The 20,993-nt window shown below is 64.2% G+C and carries 20 protein-coding genes and 1 tRNA gene; 16 read left to right on the forward strand and 5 right to left on the reverse strand.

The features are described from left to right. From rpsI to JQ627_RS06475, 4 genes are all read left to right on the forward strand, one after another. A complete protein-coding gene (gene rpsI / locus JQ627_RS06460) occupies window positions 1-480 on the forward strand; it encodes a 30S ribosomal protein S9 (RefSeq protein WP_074120606.1) in 480 nt (159 codons plus the stop codon). 229 nt (window positions 481-709) lie between these two features. Beyond that, window positions 710-1,930, forward strand: coding sequence for a GGDEF domain-containing protein (locus JQ627_RS06465; protein WP_212483330.1), 1,221 nt, complete (start codon window positions 710-712; stop codon window positions 1,928-1,930). Between the two features lie 59 nt (window positions 1,931-1,989). Further along, a complete protein-coding gene (locus JQ627_RS06470; protein WP_212483331.1) occupies window positions 1,990-2,226 on the forward strand; it encodes a hypothetical protein in 237 nt (78 codons plus the stop codon). Window positions 2,227-2,326: 100 nt separating this feature from the next. Beyond that, a complete protein-coding gene (locus tag JQ627_RS06475; protein ID WP_035673823.1) occupies window positions 2,327-2,623 on the forward strand; it encodes an antibiotic biosynthesis monooxygenase in 297 nt (98 codons plus the stop codon). A gap of 16 nt (window positions 2,624-2,639) precedes the next feature. Here the strand turns inward: JQ627_RS06475 and JQ627_RS06480 are convergent, their stop codons facing one another. Next, the gene (locus JQ627_RS06480; RefSeq protein ID WP_212483332.1) at window positions 2,640-3,791 is read right to left on the reverse strand and encodes an AI-2E family transporter; all 1,152 of its coding nucleotides are present in this window, start codon (window positions 3,789-3,791) and stop codon (window positions 2,640-2,642) included. A gap of 134 nt (window positions 3,792-3,925) precedes the next feature. Between JQ627_RS06480 and JQ627_RS06485 the strand changes: the two genes are divergently transcribed. Then, window positions 3,926-4,639 carry a hypothetical protein gene (locus JQ627_RS06485; protein ID WP_212483333.1) on the forward strand — a complete coding sequence of 238 codons (714 nt, stop codon included), beginning with the start codon at window positions 3,926-3,928 and terminating at the stop codon, window positions 4,637-4,639. A gap of 90 nt (window positions 4,640-4,729) precedes the next feature. Next, window positions 4,730-5,503 (forward strand): gamma-glutamyl-gamma-aminobutyrate hydrolase family protein, encoded by a 774-nt coding sequence (locus JQ627_RS06490; protein ID WP_212483334.1) that lies wholly within the window; start codon window positions 4,730-4,732, stop codon window positions 5,501-5,503. Window positions 5,504-5,736: 233 nt separating this feature from the next. Here the strand turns inward: JQ627_RS06490 and JQ627_RS06495 are convergent, their stop codons facing one another. After that, window positions 5,737-6,714: a GlxA family transcriptional regulator gene (locus JQ627_RS06495; protein ID WP_212483335.1), complete on the reverse strand. Its 978-nt coding sequence runs from the start codon at window positions 6,712-6,714 to the stop codon at window positions 5,737-5,739. 150 nt (window positions 6,715-6,864) lie between these two features. Here JQ627_RS06495 and JQ627_RS06500 point away from each other — a divergent pair, with 150 nt between their 5' ends. From JQ627_RS06500 to JQ627_RS06515, 4 genes are all read left to right on the forward strand, one after another. Continuing rightward, a complete protein-coding gene (locus JQ627_RS06500) occupies window positions 6,865-7,122 on the forward strand; it encodes a tautomerase family protein (RefSeq protein ID WP_212483336.1) in 258 nt (85 codons plus the stop codon). Window positions 7,123-7,294: 172 nt separating this feature from the next. Next, window positions 7,295-8,689 (forward strand): nodulation protein NfeD, encoded by a 1,395-nt coding sequence (locus tag JQ627_RS06505; protein ID WP_212483337.1) that lies wholly within the window; start codon window positions 7,295-7,297, stop codon window positions 8,687-8,689. Beyond that, on the forward strand, window positions 8,686-9,447 hold the full coding sequence (locus JQ627_RS06510; RefSeq protein WP_212483338.1) for a slipin family protein: 762 nt from the start codon (window positions 8,686-8,688) through the stop codon (window positions 9,445-9,447). Before JQ627_RS06505 ends, JQ627_RS06510 begins: the two co-directional genes overlap by 4 nt. A gap of 129 nt (window positions 9,448-9,576) precedes the next feature. Next, window positions 9,577-10,662 (forward strand): asparaginase, encoded by a 1,086-nt coding sequence (locus tag JQ627_RS06515; protein WP_249142983.1) that lies wholly within the window; start codon window positions 9,577-9,579, stop codon window positions 10,660-10,662. 136 nt (window positions 10,663-10,798) lie between these two features. Here JQ627_RS06515 and glnA read toward each other — a convergent pair whose 3' ends face one another. Further along, window positions 10,799-12,208 (reverse strand): type I glutamate--ammonia ligase, encoded by a 1,410-nt coding sequence (gene glnA / locus JQ627_RS06520; RefSeq protein ID WP_212483340.1) that lies wholly within the window; start codon window positions 12,206-12,208, stop codon window positions 10,799-10,801. 152 nt (window positions 12,209-12,360) lie between these two features. Then, on the reverse strand, window positions 12,361-12,699 hold the full coding sequence (locus JQ627_RS06525; RefSeq protein ID WP_007603495.1) for a P-II family nitrogen regulator: 339 nt from the start codon (window positions 12,697-12,699) through the stop codon (window positions 12,361-12,363). A gap of 381 nt (window positions 12,700-13,080) precedes the next feature. Here JQ627_RS06525 and JQ627_RS06530 point away from each other — a divergent pair, with 381 nt between their 5' ends. Both JQ627_RS06530 and JQ627_RS06535 read left to right on the forward strand, forming a co-directional pair. Beyond that, the gene (locus JQ627_RS06530; protein ID WP_212483341.1) at window positions 13,081-14,580 is read left to right on the forward strand and encodes an NAD(P)H-hydrate dehydratase; all 1,500 of its coding nucleotides are present in this window, start codon (window positions 13,081-13,083) and stop codon (window positions 14,578-14,580) included. After that, entirely contained in the window at window positions 14,580-15,017 is a 438-nt protein-coding gene (locus JQ627_RS06535) for a GNAT family N-acetyltransferase (RefSeq protein ID WP_212483342.1), read from the forward strand. Before JQ627_RS06530 ends, JQ627_RS06535 begins: the two co-directional genes overlap by 1 nt. A gap of 4 nt (window positions 15,018-15,021) precedes the next feature. Here JQ627_RS06535 and JQ627_RS06540 read toward each other — a convergent pair whose 3' ends face one another. Next, window positions 15,022-16,353: a multicopper oxidase family protein gene (locus JQ627_RS06540; protein ID WP_212484062.1), complete on the reverse strand. Its 1,332-nt coding sequence runs from the start codon at window positions 16,351-16,353 to the stop codon at window positions 15,022-15,024. Window positions 16,354-16,507: 154 nt separating this feature from the next. Between JQ627_RS06540 and JQ627_RS06545 the strand changes: the two genes are divergently transcribed. The 4 genes from JQ627_RS06545 (at window position 16,508) to clpX (ending at window position 20,781) form a co-directional block, all read left to right on the forward strand. After that, a tRNA-Leu gene (locus JQ627_RS06545) sits at window positions 16,508-16,592 on the forward strand. Between the two features lie 174 nt (window positions 16,593-16,766). Next, window positions 16,767-18,128, forward strand: a complete 1,362-nt coding sequence (tig, locus tag JQ627_RS06550) for a trigger factor (protein WP_212483343.1) — start codon at window positions 16,767-16,769, stop codon at window positions 18,126-18,128. Window positions 18,129-18,427: 299 nt separating this feature from the next. Beyond that, window positions 18,428-19,063 carry an ATP-dependent Clp protease proteolytic subunit gene (locus tag JQ627_RS06555; protein ID WP_212483344.1) on the forward strand — a complete coding sequence of 212 codons (636 nt, stop codon included), beginning with the start codon at window positions 18,428-18,430 and terminating at the stop codon, window positions 19,061-19,063. 446 nt (window positions 19,064-19,509) lie between these two features. Beyond that, entirely contained in the window at window positions 19,510-20,781 is a 1,272-nt protein-coding gene (clpX, locus tag JQ627_RS06560) for an ATP-dependent Clp protease ATP-binding subunit ClpX (protein ID WP_014494834.1), read from the forward strand. Window positions 20,782-20,993: the final 212 nt, after the last annotated feature.

The following is a 20,993-nucleotide window of genomic DNA, read 5'->3' on the forward strand; positions in this document are numbered from 1 at the left end:
ATGGCCGAATCCATCCAGTCGCTCGACCAGCTCTCGCAGCTCAAGACCGCGGCCGCGCCCGACGCGCCCAAGCACGAGAAGAAGGTCGACAAGTTCAATCGCGCTTACGCCACCGGCAAGCGCAAGGACGCGGTCGCCCGCGTCTGGATCAAGCCGGGTGCCGGCAAGGTCACCGTCAACGCGCGTGAGGTCGAGGTCTATTTCGCCCGTCCTGTGCTGCGCATGATGATCGAGCAGCCGTTCTCGGTGGCCCAGCGTTCGGGCCAGTACGACGTGATCTGCACCGTCGCCGGCGGCGGTCTGTCCGGCCAGGCCGGTGCCGTCCGTCATGGCATCTCCAAGGCGCTCACCTATTTCGAGCCGGAGCTGCGCTCCGTGCTCAAGAAGGGCGGCTTCCTCACCCGCGACTCGCGCGTGGTCGAGCGCAAGAAGTACGGCAAGGCCAAGGCCCGCCGGTCCTTCCAGTTCTCGAAGCGTTAATCGCTTCGGTCACATTCGCCGCGAAAGCGGCTTCAATGAGATGCAAAAGGGCGCTGAATTCAGCGCCCTTTTTGTTGTTCGTTTGTACGCAAATTGATGGCGTGTTTCCCGAAAACTTGGCCGCCCGTGAAAACCTGAATGGAACCCGCGGGACATAGCGTCGCATTTGGAAGGGCGCGCAAATCGGATGTGCCGATCGCGTAACTGCTATGTTTTCAAGGGGGCCGACATGATGTCGCTCGATAGCATCACGCTCTATTTGGTTGCCACCATGGTTGCCGCACTGCTCGGCGCCATGATGGTGTTTTTCGGCAAGCAGGAAAACAGTCCTGCGCTGAAATGGTGGGGTACCGCGTATCTGCTGGGCGCGGCCTCGGTGGCGCTATGGACCGCGGCCGGCGACAAGCTTGGGCCGCACCTCCATCTCGCGTTAAACGCGGTCGGCTTCGTTGCCTGCGGCATGGTGTGGAATGCGGCGCGCGTCTTCCACGGCCGCAAGCCGAATTGGCCGGGCCTGCTCGTCGGCGCGCTCGCCTGGGTCGCTGCCGTCTCGCTGCTCGATCCTTCAGCCTCGATGCTGCGCATGATCGTCGGCGCCGGCATCGTCTCGGTCTATGCCGCGCTGACCGCGGGCGAGCTCTGGGTCGAGCGGCGCAAGAGCCTGCAGCGGCGCTGGCCGGCTTTCGTCGTGCCGGTGATGCACGGCTGCGTGCTGATGCTGCCGATCCTGCTCGGCAGCTTCCTGCGTCCCAACGATGCCGGCTTCTCCGGCAGCATCTGGGTCACCGTGTTTGCGGTCGAGCTTATCCTCTATGCCGTCGGCACCGTGTTCGTGATCTTCATGCTGGTGTCGGAGCGCACGGTGACGGCGCACCGGACCGCCGCGTCCACCGATCCCCTGACCGGCATGCTCAACCGCCGCGGTTTCTCGGAAGCCTGCGGACGCGTGATCGAGCGCGAGGCCAAGGCCGGCCGTCCCGTGACCGTGATGATCTTCGACATCGATCACTTCAAGTCGATCAACGACCGCTTCGGCCATCCCGCCGGCGACGAGATGTTGAAGCTGTTCTCGACCGTCGTCGTCAGCAATCTGCGCATGACCGACATGTCGGGCCGGATCGGCGGCGAGGAGTTCGCAGCGCTGTTGCCGTGTTCGTTGGAGGAGGGCGTGCTGGTCGCAGAGCGCGTGCGCGAGGCGTTCGAGACCTCTGGCGTCGTGGTCGATGAAGGTCCGGTCGACACCACCGTCAGCATCGGCGTCGCCGGCGGTCCGGCCGGCACCGAGCTCGAGGTGCTGCTGGCCTCGGCCGACACCGCGCTCTACCAGGCCAAGCGCGGTGGCCGTAACCGCGTCGAGGCGGCGGAAGAGCTGCCGCTGTCGCTGGAGAACTGGCGCCGCCAGAGCGCGGCACGGGCCGGTGCACCGCAGGCGCGTCCGGCCACGGCCTGAAGCCACGACGCGCCTTGCGGTAATCCGCTGTTTACCATTCGATCCCTACCTTTGCGGTCATGGAATCGATCCGTCGACAGAACCCGCAGGCTGCCCTGATGTCGCTCGAAGCCGCCGCGGCGTCGGCACGCGGCGGTTTCGGCTGCCTGTTCTCCACCGCGGATGAATACGAGAGCGCGCTGATCACCGAGCGCCGCGCCCAAGGGCGCTACGCGCAAGGTCGCAACTACTGGCCGCTCGCGCTGTTTATCGGTTGCGCGCTCGTCGTGGCAGGCACCGCTCTGCTGTGGGCCTGAGAGCGACGCATTTTTGACCGGTCAGGGCGCCGTTTCGGCGCCTTTTTCTTTGTCGCGGGCTGCGGTAGACACGCCCATCAAACAAAGAGGGTGGAAACCGATGATCACCGAGATCGCGCAAATCGACGTCAAGCCGGGCAGCGAGAAGGACTTTGAGGCGGCTGTCGCCAAGGCCAAGGCCGCCTTCGGCCGTTCCAAGGGCTTTCACGGCTTCGAGCTGCACAAGTCGATCGAGAAGCCGCAGCGCTACCGGCTGATGGTGAAGTGGGCGACGCTGGAAAACCATACCGTCGATTTCCGCGGCTCGGAGAATTTCACCGAATGGCGCGGCCTCGTCGGCCAGTATTTTGCTTCGCCCCCGGAGGTCGAGCACACCGAGACCGTGCTGACGACCTGAGCTGTTTCACGACGCCTTACGCCGCCTCCACCAGGGGCGGCGCCTCATACGTCTTGAAATGGTCGATCATGACCTTGGCGATGGCGACTAGTGGCAGCGCCAGCGCCAGGCCCCAGATGCCAAATACGACGCCCAGCAGGATCTGAAACGCGAACAGCGTGGCCGGCGGGATGTCGAGCGCCTGCCGCTGCAGGATCGGCGTCAGCACATAGCTCTCCATCGCGTGCACGCCCATGAAGAGGAGGAAGGCCGACAGCGCCGGAATCCAGCCCGAGGCGAGGCTCGCGAGCACCACGACGACGCCGGCAATGATGGCGCCGACGGTCGGAATGAAGGCGAGCAGGCCGGCCTGGATTCCCAGGATGAATGACCCCGGGATGCCGATGAGGGCAAGCCCGATCCAGGTCACGACGCCAACCGCAATCATCACGACGATCTGCGCGATCAGCCAGCGCTCCAGCGTCTCGCTGATGCGGTCGATGATCAGGGTGACGCGGGTGCGATGCCTCGCCGGCGCGAGGAACAACAGGCCGTCGTGATAGACGCCGGGCTGGGCGGCGAAGGACAGCCCCAGGAACAGCACGATGAAGATGTTTCCCACACCGTGGATGGTGCCGAGCAGCAGCTTGAAGGTCTGGCTCACGATCGCGCCACCGCTGGAAGCCAGCGCGTCGGCGCCGGGCAGGGGACCGCGCGGGGGCGCTGCTGGCGAGGGTGTCGAGTCCGATGGTGGATTGGCCGAGGTGTCAGACGCGGCGTTGCCGAGATCGAAGAAGCTGGTGTCGATCCCGTGGCTGTCCAGGAAGGCCTTCACGTTGCCGATCTGGGACTTGATGGTCTTGCTCAGCACCGAAGCCTGCTCGGCAATGGTGGCGCCGCCGAGATAGGCGACGCCCGCGAGCAGCGCGGCCAGCACGACGCAGACGATCGCGAGCCGGACCGCATGAGGCAAGTGCACGCGGCGGCCGAGCGCGTTGGTCAGCGCGTTGAGGCCGACGCCGAGCAGCATGCCGGTGAAGATCAGGAGCAGGGTGGCGGCAAAATACCAGGTGAAGACCAGCATCGCCGTGAACAGCACGACGCCGATGCCACCGACCGAGATCGCCCAAGCCTGATCCCGAGCCTGATCGTTGCGGGTCCGGGGGCGTTCATCTCTGGGAATGGTCACATCGGGTCCTTTTCGGCATGCACGCCGCACTCTTTCGACAAACACGCTCCCGATCAAGACCGCGTCAACGCGCTGGTTTGACGCTGTCGCGCGAACGGTGCAGAGCGATGAGGAGAAAAACAGGTGGGGGGCGTTTGAGTTTCATCAGCAAGTGGGCCGGTCTGCTCGGGCTTCTGGCCGTGCTCGTCATCGGCGACCAGATCCGGATCAACCGGCCCGGCCACAAATTCCGCCTCACGGTCGAGGTGACGACGCCTGACGGGATCAAGACCGGGTCTGGCGTTCTGGCCGTCGTGCCTGACCGCAACTACAACCGAGGCGGCCGCACCACGATGCGCGGGGAGGCCGTGTTCGTCGACCTCGGCCAAGACGGCGGCATAGGCAAGAACCTGGTGGCATTGCTGGCGCATCGGCAGGGCGGCAAGCTCGACCTCGATGACATCAACTATGTCGCGCTCCGTGCCTATGGCGCGGCGCGGGGCAACCGCGTCTCGTTCAACGATATCAGCCGGCAGGCCGGCATTGTCCCGGTGCAGGGCGACCTCGTTCCGGTGCTCGTGAGCTTTGGCGATCCCAAAGACCCCAAGACCGCGCGCCTTGTCGCCGGCGACCATGCGGAGGAAGTGCTGGGGCACGGCTACGCCACCCGTCTCACCGCCGAGGTGGTGCCCAACGGGTTCTGGCCGATCGATTTCGGAGGCGTGCTCGGGCAGCCCGTGACCCGCGGAATCGACGCCAAACTACCCTGGTTGGACACGCCCGGGGAGGCGGCGGCGACTGCGCTGACGGCGGCCGGCCTGCCCCTCGTGGGGACGACCGACGCCCGCGAGGCATTTGCGCGAAAATAGCATTGCCGTCCCGCGTACCCTTCTGTTGAATTTGTTCCATCCTAGGGGCATGTTTGGAGAATCTTCTTACGGGGGAGGTCGGAACCGGAGATGAAAAAACCGGTCGTCGGCGTGATCGGGAACGCCCATCGCGTCGAAAATCGATTTCAGGTCCAGATGGTCGGCGAGCGAAATTTGCGCGCCGTAGCCGAGGTCTCGGGTGGCTTGCCGATGATGTTTGCGGGAGCGCCCGACATCACCGACATCAGTGCGCTGCTCGACGTGGTCGACGGGATCGTGCTCACCGGCGCCCGCGCCAACGTCCATCCGACCCGTTTCAATGTCGATCCGTGCGAGCGACACGAGCCCTACGACATCCACCGCGACGAGGTGGCGCTAGCTCTCTCCGTCGCCTGCGTGTCCCGCGGCATTCCGCTGTTCGGCATCTGCCGGGGCCTGCAGGAGATGAACGTCGCCTTCGGCGGCTCGCTGCATCCGGAGATCCGCGAAATCCCCGGCCGCATGAACCACCGCATGCCCCGGCTCGAGAACGGCGAGATTCATCCCGATCCGACCGTGGTGTTCGCCGACCGTCATGACGTCGACCTCACACCCGGAGGCGCCTTCGCGCAGCTGCTTGGCTGCGAGAAGATCAGGGTCAATTCGCTGCACGGCCAGGGCATTCTCGACCCCGGCAAACGCGTGCTGATCGAAGGCATCGCCGAGGACGGCACCATCGAGGCGATCCGCATCGCGGAAGCCCCGACCTTCGCGCTCGGCGTGCAATGGCACGCCGAATACGACCCGCAGCGTAATCCGATCAACCGCAAACTGTTCGAGGCGTTCGGCGAGGCCATGGTCGGACGGCAGCGCGCGACGGTGTAGGGCGCGAGCGCGGCTGGCGCGGATAGTCATTTTAGACACGCTCTCGCCCCATCGTCATTGCGAGCGCAGCGAAGCAATCCGGACTCTTTCCGCGGAGGGATTCTGGATTGCTTCGCTGCGCTCGCAATGACGGAGGTGGTTCTCGGCTTGAAAGTCACAGCCAGGCCGCGGCCGCAATTTCATGTTCTCGCCGATCCTTCCAGTTGTCCCGGATTATCCGTGCGCGCGGAACGCTACGCCGCCCGCTCCATCCTTCTTGCGCGATAGGCCTGCGGTGACATCAAGGTGAGCTTGCGGAAGGCCTTGCGAAAGCTGCTCTCGTCCTCGTAGCCGGCCGTGCGCGCGATGGTCTTGATCGGCTGCGTCGTCGTCTCCAGCAGCGTGCGCGCGTGCTCGACGCGGCGGCGCGTGATGAAGGCTTGCGGCGGCTCGCGCGTGAGCTCCTGGAACCTCCGGTTCAGCGTGCGCTCGCTGAGGCCGAGCGCATCGGCGAGGCGCTTGACCGTCATCGGGCTCTTGCCGGTGCGGCGAACCAGGAGGTCGGCCCTGGTCAGCAGCGGGTCCTGCGACAGCAAATAGCCGACGGGCATGAAGAGCGATTGGCTGCGTTGCGCGGTGTCGATGACGACGTAGTCCGCACAGAGTTTTGCAATCTCCTTGCCGTCGACCATCTCGATCAGCCTGAGCAGGAGGTCGACCCACGACATCGGTCCGGCCGCGCAGACGATGCGGTCCGCCACGGTGATGACGGCGTCGGCGGCGAGGTCGATGGTGGGGTGGCGCTGCCGCAGCTCGCCTTGCAGCCACCAGGTGATGGTGGCGCGGCGGTGGTCGAGCAGACCGCTGCCTGCAAGCAGGAACACGCCGCTGCAGAACGCGCCGATCAGCCGGCCGTTCGCGTGCTGCTGCCGCAGCCAGGCGCCGGCGCGGGCATATTGCGGTTGCAGGCGCTCCGCCGTGACGTGATCGACGAGGTTGCCGGGGACGAGGATCGCGTCAAAGCGACCGCGTTTCCCGATCGCGCCATCGACTACGACCATCTGGCCGCCGCCGGCGCGCACCGGCTTGCCTTCGAGCGAAAGCGTCTCCCAGGCGAAGCGGGTTTTCGCACCGCTCTGCTGCATCACGTGATTGGCGAGCGACAGGATGTCGGCGACGCCTGAGATCGCCGAATGCATGCAGCCTTCCAGCGCGAGAATTGCGAGCTTCATGAGACCTCCGGGACAGCGCGGCGATCCTAGCCGATCGGCGCGGGGCTGCGTGGCGGAAATTGCCCGATCTCTGTCTCATCCGCCACTGCCTTGCCGGCGGCGTCGGGTGCAGTCTTGTGCCGTCGTCACACGACATGATTGGAGAGAGACATGCCTTACGTCACCATTTCCACCGTTCGCGGCATCCTGGATGCAGCCCAGAAGAAGACCCTGCTCGAGCGCGTCACCGATCTCCTGGTCGAGGTCGAAGGGCAGGGCAATCCGGATTTCCGCAGGAACGTCTGGGTCAGGATCGAGGAGCAGGAGCCGGCGCACTGGTCGCTCGGCGGCATGCAGCCGACACCCGAGATCATCGCCGGCATGTTCGGCACGATCGGCGCGGATGGCGTGCGGGTCCCGCGGCCGTAGCCGCGCAGAGTGCGCGGGCGGACCAGCCCAAGAGACTCGGTTCGCCACCGCCCTGTGCTCGATCAATCTGCGGGGCGATTTCCATTGCAATGCACAATCACGACAATGGCCTGCACGCGGCCACATTGAGGTTCGCAAGACGCGCACCATATGCTCTGCAAGGAGCCCTGCCGTGCAGACCATGAAGGCGGCCCTCGTTGCGGCGATTGGCGTCGTGGCTTTGATCTGCTGCCTCCTTCCCAGCTCAGCGGAGGAGAACCGCCGTCTTGCACTGATTGTTTCGATCGACGGAGCCATTGGCCCTGCGTCGGCCAGCTACGTGAAGGAGGCTTTGGCCACGGCAAGCGAGCGGCGCGCCGAGATCGTGCTTCTGAGAATGAACACGCCCGGCGGTCTCAATTCCAGCATGCGCGAGATCATTGCGGATGTGCTGGCCTCGCCGATCCCCGTCGTCGGTTACGTCGCTCCCTCCGGCGCCCACGCGGCGAGCGCAGGGACCTATATCCTTTATGCGACCCACATCGCGGTGATGGCGCCGGGCACCAATATTGGTGCCGCGACGCCGGTGCAGATTGGCGGGCCGCTGCCGGGACTGCCGAGCGGAGCACCGGACAAGGGCGGCAAGGACACGAAGGACGGTGACCAGCCCAAGGAGCAGCCCAAGGATGCCATGACGGCCAAGGCGACCAATGATGCGGTTGCCTTCATCCGCAGCCTTGCGGAACTGCGCAACCGCAATGCGGACTGGGGAGAGAAGGCGGTCCGTGAGGCTGCCACGCTCTCTGCCAACGCCGCGCTGGAGGCTCATGCCATCGATCTCGTCGCGCGCGATCAGGCTGAATTGCTGAGGCAGCTCGATGGTCGCGTGGTCGAGGTCGCAGGCGGCAAGACGCAACGCCTGGTGACGAAGGATGCCGTCGTTGAAGCCATTGATCCCGGATCGATATCCCGTTTCCTGGCGGTCATCACCGATCCGAACGTGGCGTTCATTCTCCTGATGGTCGGCATCTACGGCTTGATCTTCGAGTTCATGTCTCCCGGTGCCGTCGCCCCCGGAGTCGTCGGGGCGATCTGCCTGCTGATCGGCCTCTATGCGCTCAATCTGCTGCCGATCAATTATGCCGGCCTTGCCCTGATGCTGGTTGGACTCGTGCTTCTCACCATCGAGGCCTTCAACCCGACCGTGGTGATCGGTCTCGGAGGGATCATCGCCTTCGTGCTGGGAGCGCTGATGCTCTTCAGGAGCGAGGCGCCGGGCTACCAGCTGTCGTGGTGGGTGATCGGCATCACTGCGGCAGTGTTCACCGGCTTCGCGCTCGTCGTGCTCGGTTCGCTTCGGCGCGTCGGCAGGGCGCCTGCACTGGTCGGCGCGCAGGCCATGCGAGGCTTGCCCGCCGAGGTTCTCGACTGGAATGGGAACGAAGGTCATGTCTTCGCCCATGGTGAGCGCTGGCAGGCGCGCGGCGCCGAAACGTTCAAGCCCGGAGAGACGGCCGAAGTCGCCAACGTCGTCGACCTGACGCTGCTGATACGGCGCGCACCAACAGGCGAGGGAGGCACATCATGATGCTGGAATATCTGACTTATGCGGCGCTCGCGTTGCTTGTCATCATGTTCCTGTCCCAGGCTATTCGAATCCTGCGTGAATACGAGCGTGGCGTCATCTTTACGCTCGGCCGCTTTACCGGCGTGAAGGGCCCGGGCCTGATCATCCTCATTCCGATCGTGCAGCAACTCGTGAAGGTGGACCTACGGGTGATGGTGCAGGTCGTGCCGCCGCAGGACGTGATTTCGCGGGATAACGTCTCCGTCAAGGTCAACGCCGTTCTGTACTTCCGCATCGTCGACCCCGAACGGGCCATCATCAAGGTCGGCGATTACATGGCTGCCACCAGCCAGCTCGCCCAGACCACCTTGCGCTCGGTGCTCGGCAAGCACGAGCTCGACGAGATGCTCGCCGAGCGCGACAGGTTGAACGCGGACATCCAGGAGATCCTCGACAAGCAGACCGACGTCTGGGGCATCAAGGTGACCGGCATAGAGATCAAGGACGTCGATCTCAATGAAACCATGGTGCGCGCGATTGCCAAACAGGCCGAGGCGGAGCGCTTGCGGCGGGCCAAGGTGATCAATGCGACGGGCGAGCAGCAGGCTGCCGAAAAGCTGGTCGAGGCCGGCCGGATTCTCGCGCAGGAGCCTCAGGCGATGCAGCTACGTTATTTCGCGGCTTTGCACGACATCGCGGGCGAACGGTCGTCGACCGTCGTCTTCCCGCTGCCGACGGGTTTGCTCGATCATTTCATGGCGCGGCGCGACAACCCGTAGCCATAAGCGGGAGGATGACCATCTTCGGCCTCAATGGGCGTGTCGAATATTGCTCCCAACTTAAACGGGAGGACAACGATGACGAAGCATGCCGCCAGACCAGCAATCCGCCGCCGAAATCGGACATTGATGGTAGCCGCTCCGCTGGTCGCCCTCGCACTTTGGTCGTGGGGGATCGATGCGGCGCAGGCTGCGGAGCCGGGCAAGGATGCGCCGGCCGCCGGCCTGCCGCGCATCCTCGTGCTCGCGACGGGAGGCACCATCGCAGGTCAGGCCGACGCGCGCGCGACCGGCGCGTACAAATCCGGCCAGATCACCGGCGAGCAGCTGATGGCGTCGGTGCCGGGCCTGGACAAGCTGGCGAAGCTGAACGCCGAACAGATTTCGTCGATCGGGTCCCAGGACATGAACGACAAGGTCTGGTTTGCGCTCGCCCGCCGCATCCAGGACGCCTTCGACAAGAACGAAGCCGACGGAATCCTCATCACCCATGGCACGGATACGCTCGAGGAGACCGCGTTCTTTCTCGACAACGTCGTGCGCGGCGACAAGCCGGTGGTAATCGTCGGTTCGATGCGGCCGGCCACGGCGGTGAGTGCAGACGGCCCCGGCAACCTGTACGAAGCGGTGCAGGTGGCGGCCGATCCGCGCTCTCGCGGCCGCGGCGTGATGGCGGTGCTGAACGACAAGATCCAGAGCGCCCGCTCGATCACCAAGACCAACACCACGAGCATCGAGACGTTCAGCTCCCCCAATGACGGCCCGATCGGCTATGTCGACACCGCCGGCGGCATCCGTTTCATGACCCAGGCCGGAGGCTCCAAGCGCGCGACCTATCAGCTCCCGGCAGGCGAGCAATTGCCCCGCGTCGAGATCGTCTATTCGCACGCCAACATGGACGCCGTTCCGATCGAGGACGCCATTTCGCACGGCGCCAAGGGCATCGTGCTGGCCGGCGTCGGCGACGGCAACACGTCGAAGCAGGCCCTCGATGCGCTCGAAGCGGCAGCGAAGAAGGGCATCATCGTCGTGCGCTCCACGAGGGTTCGATCCGGCTTCGTCACCCGGAATGTCGAGGTTGACGACGACAAGAACGGGTTCGTCGTGTCCGAGGACCTCAATCCGCAGAAGGCCCGTGTTCTCACTCAGTTGCTGATCGCGGGCGGGGTGACGGCTCCGGCCGAGCTGCAGAAGGCGTTCACGGCAACGTGGTGATTGGATCGACGGTGAGGGCCGTTGTCGCGCAAGTGTAGGATGGGTTTCGCTTCGCTCTACCCATCCCACGATTTCCCCAAACGAAAAGGCGCTCCTCGCGGAGCGCCTTTTGCTTGTCGCAGAGAGTTTGGGCCGCTTAGCCCGAATAGTACATCTCGAACTCGACCGGGTGCGGGGTCATTTCGAAGCGCTCGACTTCGGTCATCTTCAGCTCGATATAGGCGTCGATGAAGTCGTCGTCGAACACGCCGCCGTTCTTGAGGAAGCCGCGGTCCTTGTCGAGGTTTTCCAGCGCCTCGCGCAAGCTACCGCACACCGTCGGGATCTGCTTCAGCTCTTCCTTCGGCAGGTCGTAGAGGTCCTTGTCCATCGCCGGACCCGGATCGATCTTGTTCTTGATGCCGTCGAGGCCGGCCATCAGCATCGCGGCGAAACCGAGATAGGGATTGGCGAGCGGATCGGGGAAGCGCACCTCGACACGCTTGGCCTTCGGCGAAGCGGTGTAGGGGATGCGGCATGAGGCCGAGCGGTTGCGCGCGGAGTAGGCCAGCAGCACCGGGGCCTCATAGCCCGGGACCAGACGCTTGTAGGAGTTGGTCGACGGGTTGGTGAAGGCGTTGATCGCCTTGGCGTGCTTGATGATGCCGCCGATGTAGTGGAGGCAGGTCTCCGACAGGTCGGCGTACTTGTTGCCGGCGAACACCGGCTTGCCGTCCTTCCAGATCGACTGGTGCACGTGCATGCCCGAGCCGTTGTCGCCATAGACCGGCTTCGGCATGAAGGTGGCGGTCTTGCCGTAGATGTGCGCGACCTGGTGGATGCAGTACTTGTAGATCTGCATGTGGTCGGCCATCAGCGTCAGCGTGTCGAACTTCATGCCGAGCTCGTGCTGGGCGGATGCGACTTCGTGGTGATGCTTCTCGACCTTGACGCCCATCTTGGCCATGGCGCCGAGCATTTCGGAGCGCATGTCCTGCACGGAGTCCTGCGGCGGCACCGGGAAGTAGCCGCCCTTGGTGCGGACGCGGTGGCCGAGATTGCCGCCTTCATATTCGGTGTCGGAGTTGGTCGGCAGCTCCGAGGAGTCGAGACGGAAGCCGGTGCTGTAGGGGTTGGCGGAGAAGCGCACGTCGTCGAACACGAAGAACTCGGCTTCGGGGCCGACGAACACGCTGTCGCCCACGCCCATCGACTTCACCATGGCCTCGGCCTTCTTGGCGATGCCGCGGGGGTCGCGGTTGTAGGGCTCGCCGGTGGTCGGCTCGAGCACGTCGCAGGTGATGACCATGGTGGTCTCGGCGAAGAACGGGTCGATCGTCGCAGTCACCGGATCCGGCATCAGGCACATGTCGGACTCGTTGATCGCCTTCCAGCCGGCGATCGAGGAGCCGTCGAACATCGTCCCTTCGGCGAAAATGTCGTCATCGATCATGCTGACGTCAAACGTCACATGCTGCCACTTGCCGCGCGGATCGGTGAAGCGCAGGTCGACGTATTTGACGTCGTTGTCCTTGATCGATTTCAGGACGTCTTTGGCGGTCTTCATGCATACCCCTTTTGGCTCTGCGGGTCGGTTTCCAGGTGAGCAGGATTGTTCTCGCTTTTGGCGAGTTCGCGCGCGACCGCACAAACGAAATCAGGCCGCCGAAGCAGCCTTTTTCTTGTCAGAGTGTCGCAAAATGCGGGATAGCACCCGGCTCAGATAGCGTCCAGCCCGGATTCGCCGGTCCGGATGCGGATCGCCTCTTCGATGTTGGAGACGAAAATCTTGCCGTCGCCGATGCGCCCGGTCTGCGCGGCGCGGCGGATCGCGTCGATGGCGCGCTCGACCAGATCGTCGCCGATCACGATCTCGATCTTCACCTTGGGCAGGAAGTCGACGATGTATTCTGCGCCGCGATAAAGCTCGGCGTGACCCTTCTGCCGGCCGAAGCCCTTGGCCTCAGTCACGGTGATGCCTTGAAGGCCGACTTCCTGAAGCGCTTCCTTCACCTCGTCGAGCTTGAATGGCTTGATGATGGCTTCGATTTTCTTCACTGCGCGCCTCCCGGCCTTTCGATCAAATAGCAACGTCTTCGTCAGGATGCGCTTTTCTTAACGCACGATCTTGTCTTCGCTATGCCGGATCCCTGACCAGCCCGGCAACAACGGCCGGCCACACCTGATAGATTGCCAGTGAGCACGACGAACCGAAGTGGCTTCCTCGAAAGCAGGGTCTATGCCAAGTTGCAAATGCCCTGATTATTGGAGCGTTATCAGCCTTTTAACGCGCATCTCTGATAGGTGGAGCCGATCTGCCCAAAATACCGCAGACTACGAAATAGGCAAACAGTTCAATATCTATGCAGATTGATGTTCCGTCGGCCGGATTTGCACGGAAGATGCCTGTTGAAAAGGCGTTAGGACCAGGGAAGTGGCATGGAAGTTCTGACCACCGCTGAAATGCAGCGCGCTGACCAGCTCAGTATTGCGGCAGGCACGCCCGGCTTCAAGCTGATGCTCAGCGCGGGCCAGGCGGTCGCCGAAGCCGCCAATGCGCTGGTGGAGGAGGGGCCGATCCTGATCGTGGCCGGCCCCGGCAACAATGGCGGCGACGGTTTTGTCGCAGCCGCCGAGCTCGCGGCCCAGGGCCGCGACGTCTCGGTGATCCTGATGTGCGAGCGCGACCAGCTCCAGGGTGATGCGGCCTCCGCGGCGCGCGGCTGGAAGCACCCGGTGCTGCCGTTCAATCCACAGGCGATCGGAAAGCCGGCGCTGATCATCGATGCGCTGATCGGCGCGGGCCTCAGCCGCCCGCTCGACGGTGAGGCGCGTGCGATGATCGAGGCGATCAACGCCAACGGCGCCCTGGTGCTCGCGGTCGACCTGCCGAGCGGCATCAACGGCACCAGCGCGGCCGTGATGGGCGCGGCGGTGAACGCCACCGAGACCGTCACCTTCTTCCGCAAGAAGCCGGCGCATCTTCTCCTGCCGGGTCGGATGCATTGCGGCCGGGTGCGCGTCGCCGACATCGGTATCGATGCGCAGGTGCTGGACGAGATCGCGCCGCAGACATTCGAGAACGATCCGGATTTCTGGAGCGCAGCCTTTCCGGTGCCGCGCATCGACGGTCATAAATACGCGCGGGGCCATGTGCTGGCGGTCTCCGGCGATGCGGCCGCAACCGGCGCGGCGCGGCTGGCTGCACGCGCGGCCCTGCGCGCCGGTGCGGGCCTCGTGACGCTCGCGACCCCGCGCGATGCGCTCGCGATCAATGCGAGCGCGCTCACCGCGGTGATGGTTCGCCCCTGCGACACCGCGATCGAGTTCGGCGAGCTGCTCGGCGACAAGCGCTACAGCACCTGCCTGATCGGCCCCGGCGCGGGCGTCGGCGATCGCACCTGCGATCTGGTTCACACTGCGCTGGCGGCGCATCGGCATCTGGTGCTGGACGCGGATGCGTTGACGAGCTTTGCCGCAAACCCCGAGCGGCTGTTTGAATCGATCAAGTCCTCGCAGGACAATGCGGTGGTGCTGACGCCGCACGAGGGCGAGTTTCCGCGCCTGTTCTCGGATCTCAGCAACAAATATCCGGGCCGTTCGAAGCTGGAGCGCGTGCGCGCCGCAGCCGAACGTGCCGGTGCAGTGGTGCTGCTGAAGGGCCCGGACACCACGATCGCCGCCCCTGACGGTCGCGCCACCATCGCTGCCAACGGGCCGCCCTGGCTCGCCACCGCCGGGGCCGGCGACGTGCTCGCCGGCATCATCGCAGGCCTGCTGGCGCAAGGCGTGCCGGCATTCGAAGCCGCCAGCATCGGCGTCTGGATGCATGGCGAGGCGGGAAGCGAGGCGGGCCCGGGCCTGATCGCGGAGGACCTGACCGAAACGCTGCCGGCCGTGCACCGGCGGATCTATAACGCGCTCGGGGTCGAGTACTAGTGCTCAGGCAGCTCGCGCTCACTGACATGGACGCAGCGGCGCGGGTGCATCGGACTGCGTTCGACCAGGCGATGCCTTGGCTCGTCGGGCTACACACGCCTGATGAGGACCGCTGGTTCTACCGCGAGCGCGTTTTTCCAACATGCCGCGTGTGGGGACGCTTCGACGGCGACGAACTGAGCGGGATCATGGCTTTCCGCGACGGCTGGGTCGAACAGCTCTACGTGCTTCCCGCAGCCCAGGGCCGCGGCTTCGGAACCGAACTGCTCGACGTCGCCAAAGCCAGCTGCGATCGGCTGGAGCTCTGGACCTTCCAGCGCAACGCGCCGGCGCGGCGCTTTTATGAGGTGCGCGGGTTTGCATTGGTTGAGCAGAACGACGGGACGCGGAACGAGGAGCGGGAGCCCGACGCCCGGTACCTCTGGAGGCGCCAGTAGGCGCTCACTCCACCGCGTACCAGCGCACCAGCCGCGGTGCAGCCCAGTCGGTGACGACTGATTCGATCAGCCAGCGTCCGGGTGAGGTCGTAGCGAAGGCGATGCGCTGGGTCTGGCCGGGCTCGATTGCGAGCGTGTCGAGCCAGTAGGGCTTCCAGCCGTCGTCGAGCTTGTCGAGCAGGCGGAAATGGTGGCCGTGCAGGTGAAACACGGTCGTGACCGGTCCGGGGTTCTTGAGGGCCAGCACGACGGTGCGGCCGGTCCTGGCGCGGAAGGCGGGGTTGGAGGAGAGGGAGAAGCTTGCAGGCCGTGTCCAGCCGGCGTCGGGCGCGCCGAGCGCGACATCGAACCGCAGGGCGCCTTTCAGATCGAGCTTCTCGGGGAGGTCGTTCAGGGGGAGCGGCTGTGGCGGCAACAGCAGCGGCGCGCGCCGCTCAAGCTTGCCTGATATCGCGAGGCTCCCGACCTGGCGCGCCTCCTTGCCGTCATGGAGCAGGAATGGGGCCGATGTGGCCGCATCCACGAAGGCGTCCGCCCGCGCGCCCGGGGCGAGCACCAAGGCGCCGTTGCGCGCTGGGAATGGCTCGGCCGGCTGTCCGTCCAGGGCCATCATTTGGACGTCGTGGCTTTCCAATTTGATCGCCAGAACAGAACGTTGCGAGCCGTTGATGAAGCGCAGCCGCAGCCGCTCGCCGGCTGCGGCTGAGAGTTCGAATGAGGTCCGGCCATTGAGGGTAAAGAGCGGTGTCGTGTCCTTGGGGGCGCGGCCGGGCGGAAGCGCGGTCCCATCCGGCCGCAGGCGCCATTCTTCGATCAACAGAATCTCGTCGCGATCGACGGCAACGCGATCTGTCTCGCCGGCGATGATCGGAAGCGGGCGTGCGGGCAGCTTCAGGCCGTCTTCGAAGAGACGGAAGTCGACTGCCAGAGTTCCCGCATTTGGTATTGAAAGAATTGAGGTTTCAGTCGCGGCCGGTGCGGTCGGCGCGCGGCCTTGCAACGGGTCGGCCGCAGCCGGGCCATTAAGGCCGTACCAGACTGGCGCAAGCGGGACAGGCAGGTCGTTCCGAAAGACGACCTCGCAGCGGTCGCCTCGCTTGAGACGGACGTTCCCGACATGGCTTACGGCGGCCAGCTCCCAGATTGGTGTAGCCGGCTGGCCCGGCCTGAGAGCCAGGGTTGCTGGCCTTGCCTGAAGGGCGAGCTGGGCGGTGGTAGTCGGGGCTGCGCCGCCGGCGATCAGCCCGGCGGCGGAGGCTCCAAACCCAGCTCCAAGCCCGGCTCCGAGCCCGGCCAAAACCTCACGCCGGTTAGGGTCAGAAATCCGCGTTTTCATGGCTCGATGCGGACCACGCCGCGCTGGATAAGTCCAGCCATCGTGCCTACTTGAAGTGTGCCTCCAACCAGCCATTTTTTTGCTGCGAACAGTCAGGCACATGCTATAAGCCCGGCCGCCCGCGGCATCGCGGCCGGTCTTGATGCAAATTCACGCGGGCGTGGCGGAACTGGTAGACGCGCTGGATTTAGGTTCCAGTGACGAAAGTTGTGGGGGTTCGAGTCCCTCCGCCCGCACCAAGCGCTTTCAGCGTTTGCACGGATTACCGAAGGGCTGCTTCCTCACGGAGTTTTTCCGGCGGAAGTGGTCCGATGAACCACCGGCGTTGAGGCGTCTTGCCTCGCGCCGGTTCGATTAATGACAGCGTCCCGACGCATGCGTGCCGGGGCCGAGCGAGAAGAAGATTGGACGCCATGCAGGTCACAGAAACCCTCTCGGAAGGTTTGAAGCACGAGTTCAAGATCAGCGTTCCCGCGTCTGATCTCGACGCCAAGGCTGGTGCCAAACTCGTCGACCTCAAGGACAAGGTCCGCATCAACGGTTTCCGCCCCGGCAAGGTGCCGGTCGCTCATCTGAAGAAGGTCTATGGCCGCTCGGTGATGGCCGAGACCATCGACCAGACCATCCGCGATACCAACACCCAGTTGTTCTCCGACCGCGGTTTCCGCCTTGCGACCGAGCCGAAGATCACCATGCCGACCGAGCAGGCCGAGGTCGAGGAGCTGCTCAACGGCAAAACCGATCTGACCTACACGGTCGCGATCGAGGTGGTGCCCGCGATCGCGCTCGCCGACTTCAAGAGCTTCCAGGTCGAGAAGCCCGTCGCTGACGTGTCCGACACCGACGTCGACGAGGCCATCAAGCGCATCGCCGACTCCAACCGCGGCTATGCTGCCAAGGCCGAGGGCGCCAAGGCCGAGTCGGGCGACCGCGTCACCATCAACTTCAAGGGCACCATCAACGGCGAAGTCTTCGAGGGCGGCACCGGCGAGGGCATCCAGGTCGTGATCGGCTCCAACACCTTCATCCCCGGTTTCGAGGAGCAGCTCACCGGCATCGGCGCGGGCGAGACGCGCACGCTGAAGGTGTCGTTCCCCAAGAACTACATGAACGACAAGCTCGCCGGCCAGCCGGCCGAGTTCGAGACCACCGCGACCTCGATCGAGGCGCCGCAGGATGTCGCGATCGACGACGAGTTCGCCAAGACGCTGGGCCTCGAATCGTTGGACAAGCTGAAGGAAGCCGCGCGCGAACGTCTGGCCGCCGAGTTCGCCGGTGCGACGCGCCAGCGCGTCAAGCGTGCGCTGCTCGACCGCCTCGACGAGGCGCATCGCTTCGAAGCGCCGCCCTCGCTCGTCGACGAGGAGTTCAATCTGATGTGGAACTCGGTCAAGGCCGAGATGGACTCCGCCGGCAAGACCTTTGCCGACGAGGACACCACTGAGGACAAGGCCAAGGACGAGTACCGCAAGATCGCCGACCGCCGCGTGCGTCTCGGCCTCGTGCTCTCCGAGATCGGTGAGAAGAACAAGATCACCGTGACCGACGACGAGGTCGGCCGCGCGGTGATCGAGCGGGCGCGCCAGATGCCCGGCCGCGAGAAGGAGGTCTGGGACTTTTACCGCAACAACGCCCAGGCGTTGGCCCAGCTTCGTGCACCGATCTATGAGGACAAGGTCGTCGACTTCATCCTCGAGCTCGCCATCGTGACCGAGAAGAAGGTCTCGCGCGAGGATCTGTACAAGGACGACGAGGCGGAAAAGACCGCAGCCTGAGAGCTTTGAAAAAGCCTTCCATTAAGGATGATCAGCGAAGGGGCCCGGCTAGCCATGTGGCTGGCTGGGCCTCTTTGCGAGAATCAGCTTCAAGTGCGCCGTGGATTAAGCCTTAATTCGCTCCGCACTTGTCTGGCGCGAATTGGGCTATATCTGTCGGTACGCCCTGTACCCAAGTCTTCAAGCGTTCTACCTCTACCAACTTCCTGCATCACTGGCGTCCATCGGCCTTCCGGCAAATCCAGCCAAACTGGCAGCCAAGACTGGCAATGTCCGCCTCCTAAAACCCTAGGTGACTCATGCGCGATCCGGTTGAAACCTACATGAACCTCGTGCCCATGGTGGTCGAGCAGACCAACCGTGGCGAGCGCGCCTACGACATTTTCTCGCGCCTCCTGAAGGAGCGCATCATCTTCGTGACCGGCCCGGTCGAAGACGGCATGTCGACGCTGATCGTCGCGCAGCTGTTGTTCCTGGAAGCCGACAATCCGAAGAAGGAAATCTCGATGTACATCAACTCGCCCGGCGGCGTGGTGACATCGGGCCTCGCGATCTACGACACCATGCAGTTCATCCGCCCTGCGGTCTCGACGCTGTGCACGGGACAGGCGGCTTCGATGGGCTCGCTCCTGCTCGCCGCCGGCGAAAAGGACATGCGCTTCTCGCTGCCGAACTCCCGCATCATGGTTCATCAGCCCTCCGGCGGCTTCCAGGGCCAGGCTACCGACATCATGCTGCATGCTCAGGAAATCCTGAACCTGAAGAAGCGGCTCAACGAGATCTACGTGAAGCACACCGGTCAGACCTACAAGACGATCGAGGACGCGCTGGAACGCGACAAGTTCCTGACCGCGAACGACGCCAAGGAGTTCGGCCTGGTCGACAAGGTCATCGACAAGCGCGCCGAAGAGCCGGTGGCGGCGAAGACCCCGTAGCGTTACCGGGATCGCAACAGAGATCCCCCGGTATTGCGTGGGATCGTCAGGACGGCGTTCACGTTAAGGACGCATTCGCGGGCGCAAAAGGTCGTTTGCGCCCTGCGGCAGGCAGAAAGTTCCGCTTTCGTGCCTGTTTTGCGTGGCAATCCAGCCACGCAACCGCGATTTCGATCACTTCTCCCGTGCCAAGACGTGAAATCACGGTATTGTCACGGGTAGCCGACGGCCCCCCGATTAGCGAATTCTTGATAGTCGGGTGACAGCATGGTTGGCTACGATTGATCGGCTATGATCGCGGAGAATCGAGTGACCGTGATTCGCACGGGATGTAACGCGTAGGGTCTTTTTTGGTACGGAATTTGCTCTATTTGAACTTCATACGGCCCTCGTGCCGGAATGGAGCGATCGAGCGGAGCGGGATCGAACCGCGGACGGAGACATGAATGAGTAAGGTCGGCACGAGCGACTCCAAGAACACCCTGTATTGCTCGTTCTGCGGCAAGAGCCAGCACGAAGTCCGCAAACTGATCGCGGGTCCCACGGTCTTCATCTGCGACGAGTGCGTTGAGCTCTGCATGGACATCATCCGCGAGGAGAACAAATCCTCGCTCGTGAAGTCGCGCGACGGCATTCCGACGCCGAAGGAAATCTGCAAGGTCCTGGACGATTACGTCATCGGCCAGAGCCATGCGAAGAAGGTCCTGTCGGTCGCGGTGCACAACCATTACAAGCGCCTCAACCACCAGACCAAGCACAACGACGTCGAGCTCGCGAAGTCGAACATCCTGCTGATCGGTCCGACCGGTTCGGGCAAGACGCTGCTCGCGCAGACGCTCGCCCGCATCCTGGACGTGCCGTTCACGATGGCCGATGCGACGACGCTGACCGAAGCCGGCTATGTCGGCGAGGACGTCGAGAACATCATCCTGAAGCTGCTCCAGGCCGCCGACTACAATGTCGAGCGCGCCCAGCGCGGCATCGTCTACATCGACGAAATCGACAAGATCAGCCGCAAGTCCGACAATCCCTCGATCACGCGCGACGTGTCGGGTGAGGGCGTGCAGCAGGCGCTGCTGAAGATCATGGAAGGCACGGTGGCTTCGGTCCCGCCGCAGGGCGGCCGCAAACATCCGCAGCAGGAGTTCCTGCAAGTGGATACCACCAACATCCTGTTCATCTGCGGCGGTGCGTTCGCCGGCCTCGAGAAGATCATCTCGGCGCGCGGGCGGTCGACCTCGATCGGCTTCGCCGCGCAGGTGCTGGCGCCGGAGGATCGCCGTACCGGCGAGATCTTCCGTCACGTCGAGCCTGAGGACCTCCTGAAGTACGGTCTCATCCCCGAATTCGTCGGCCGTCTGCCGGTCGTGGCGACGCTCGAGGATCTGGACGAGACCTCACTGAAGAAGATCCTCACCGAGCCGAAGAACGCGCTGGTGAAACAGTACCAGCGGCTGTTCGAGATGGAGAACATCGAGCTGACCTTCGCCGACGAGGCGCTTGGCGCGGTTGCCCGCAAGGCGATCGAGCGCAAGACCGGCGCGCGTGGTCTGCGTTCGATCCTCGAGGCGATCCTGCTCGAGACCATGTTCGACCTGCCGGGCCTGGAAGGTGTGGAAGAAGTCGTGATTTCACGCGAAGTCGTGGAAGGAACGGCCCGTCCGCTCTACATCTACGCCGATCGCTCCGATCGCGCCGTCGAGAACGCCAGCGCCTGATTTGCGGCGCTGGAACGCTCCAATCGTCCCATCAGTTGAAGGCTGCGGAAGTACTTCCGCAGCCGGTGTTGCGTCGCTTATCCGCGTGCGTAAGCGCCTGATGGCGCGCGTGTTTCAATGACTTGACACCCCCCCGGTCGATAGCCACCTAATGTCGGCGGCGAGCGAGAATTCTGTTCAAGATTCGCCTCAGTTCCGATCCACTAACCAAG

Origin of the sequence: Bradyrhizobium liaoningense (genome assembly GCF_018130785.1) — a bacterium.
Classification (GTDB): domain Bacteria; phylum Pseudomonadota; class Alphaproteobacteria; order Rhizobiales; family Xanthobacteraceae; genus Bradyrhizobium; species Bradyrhizobium liaoningense_A.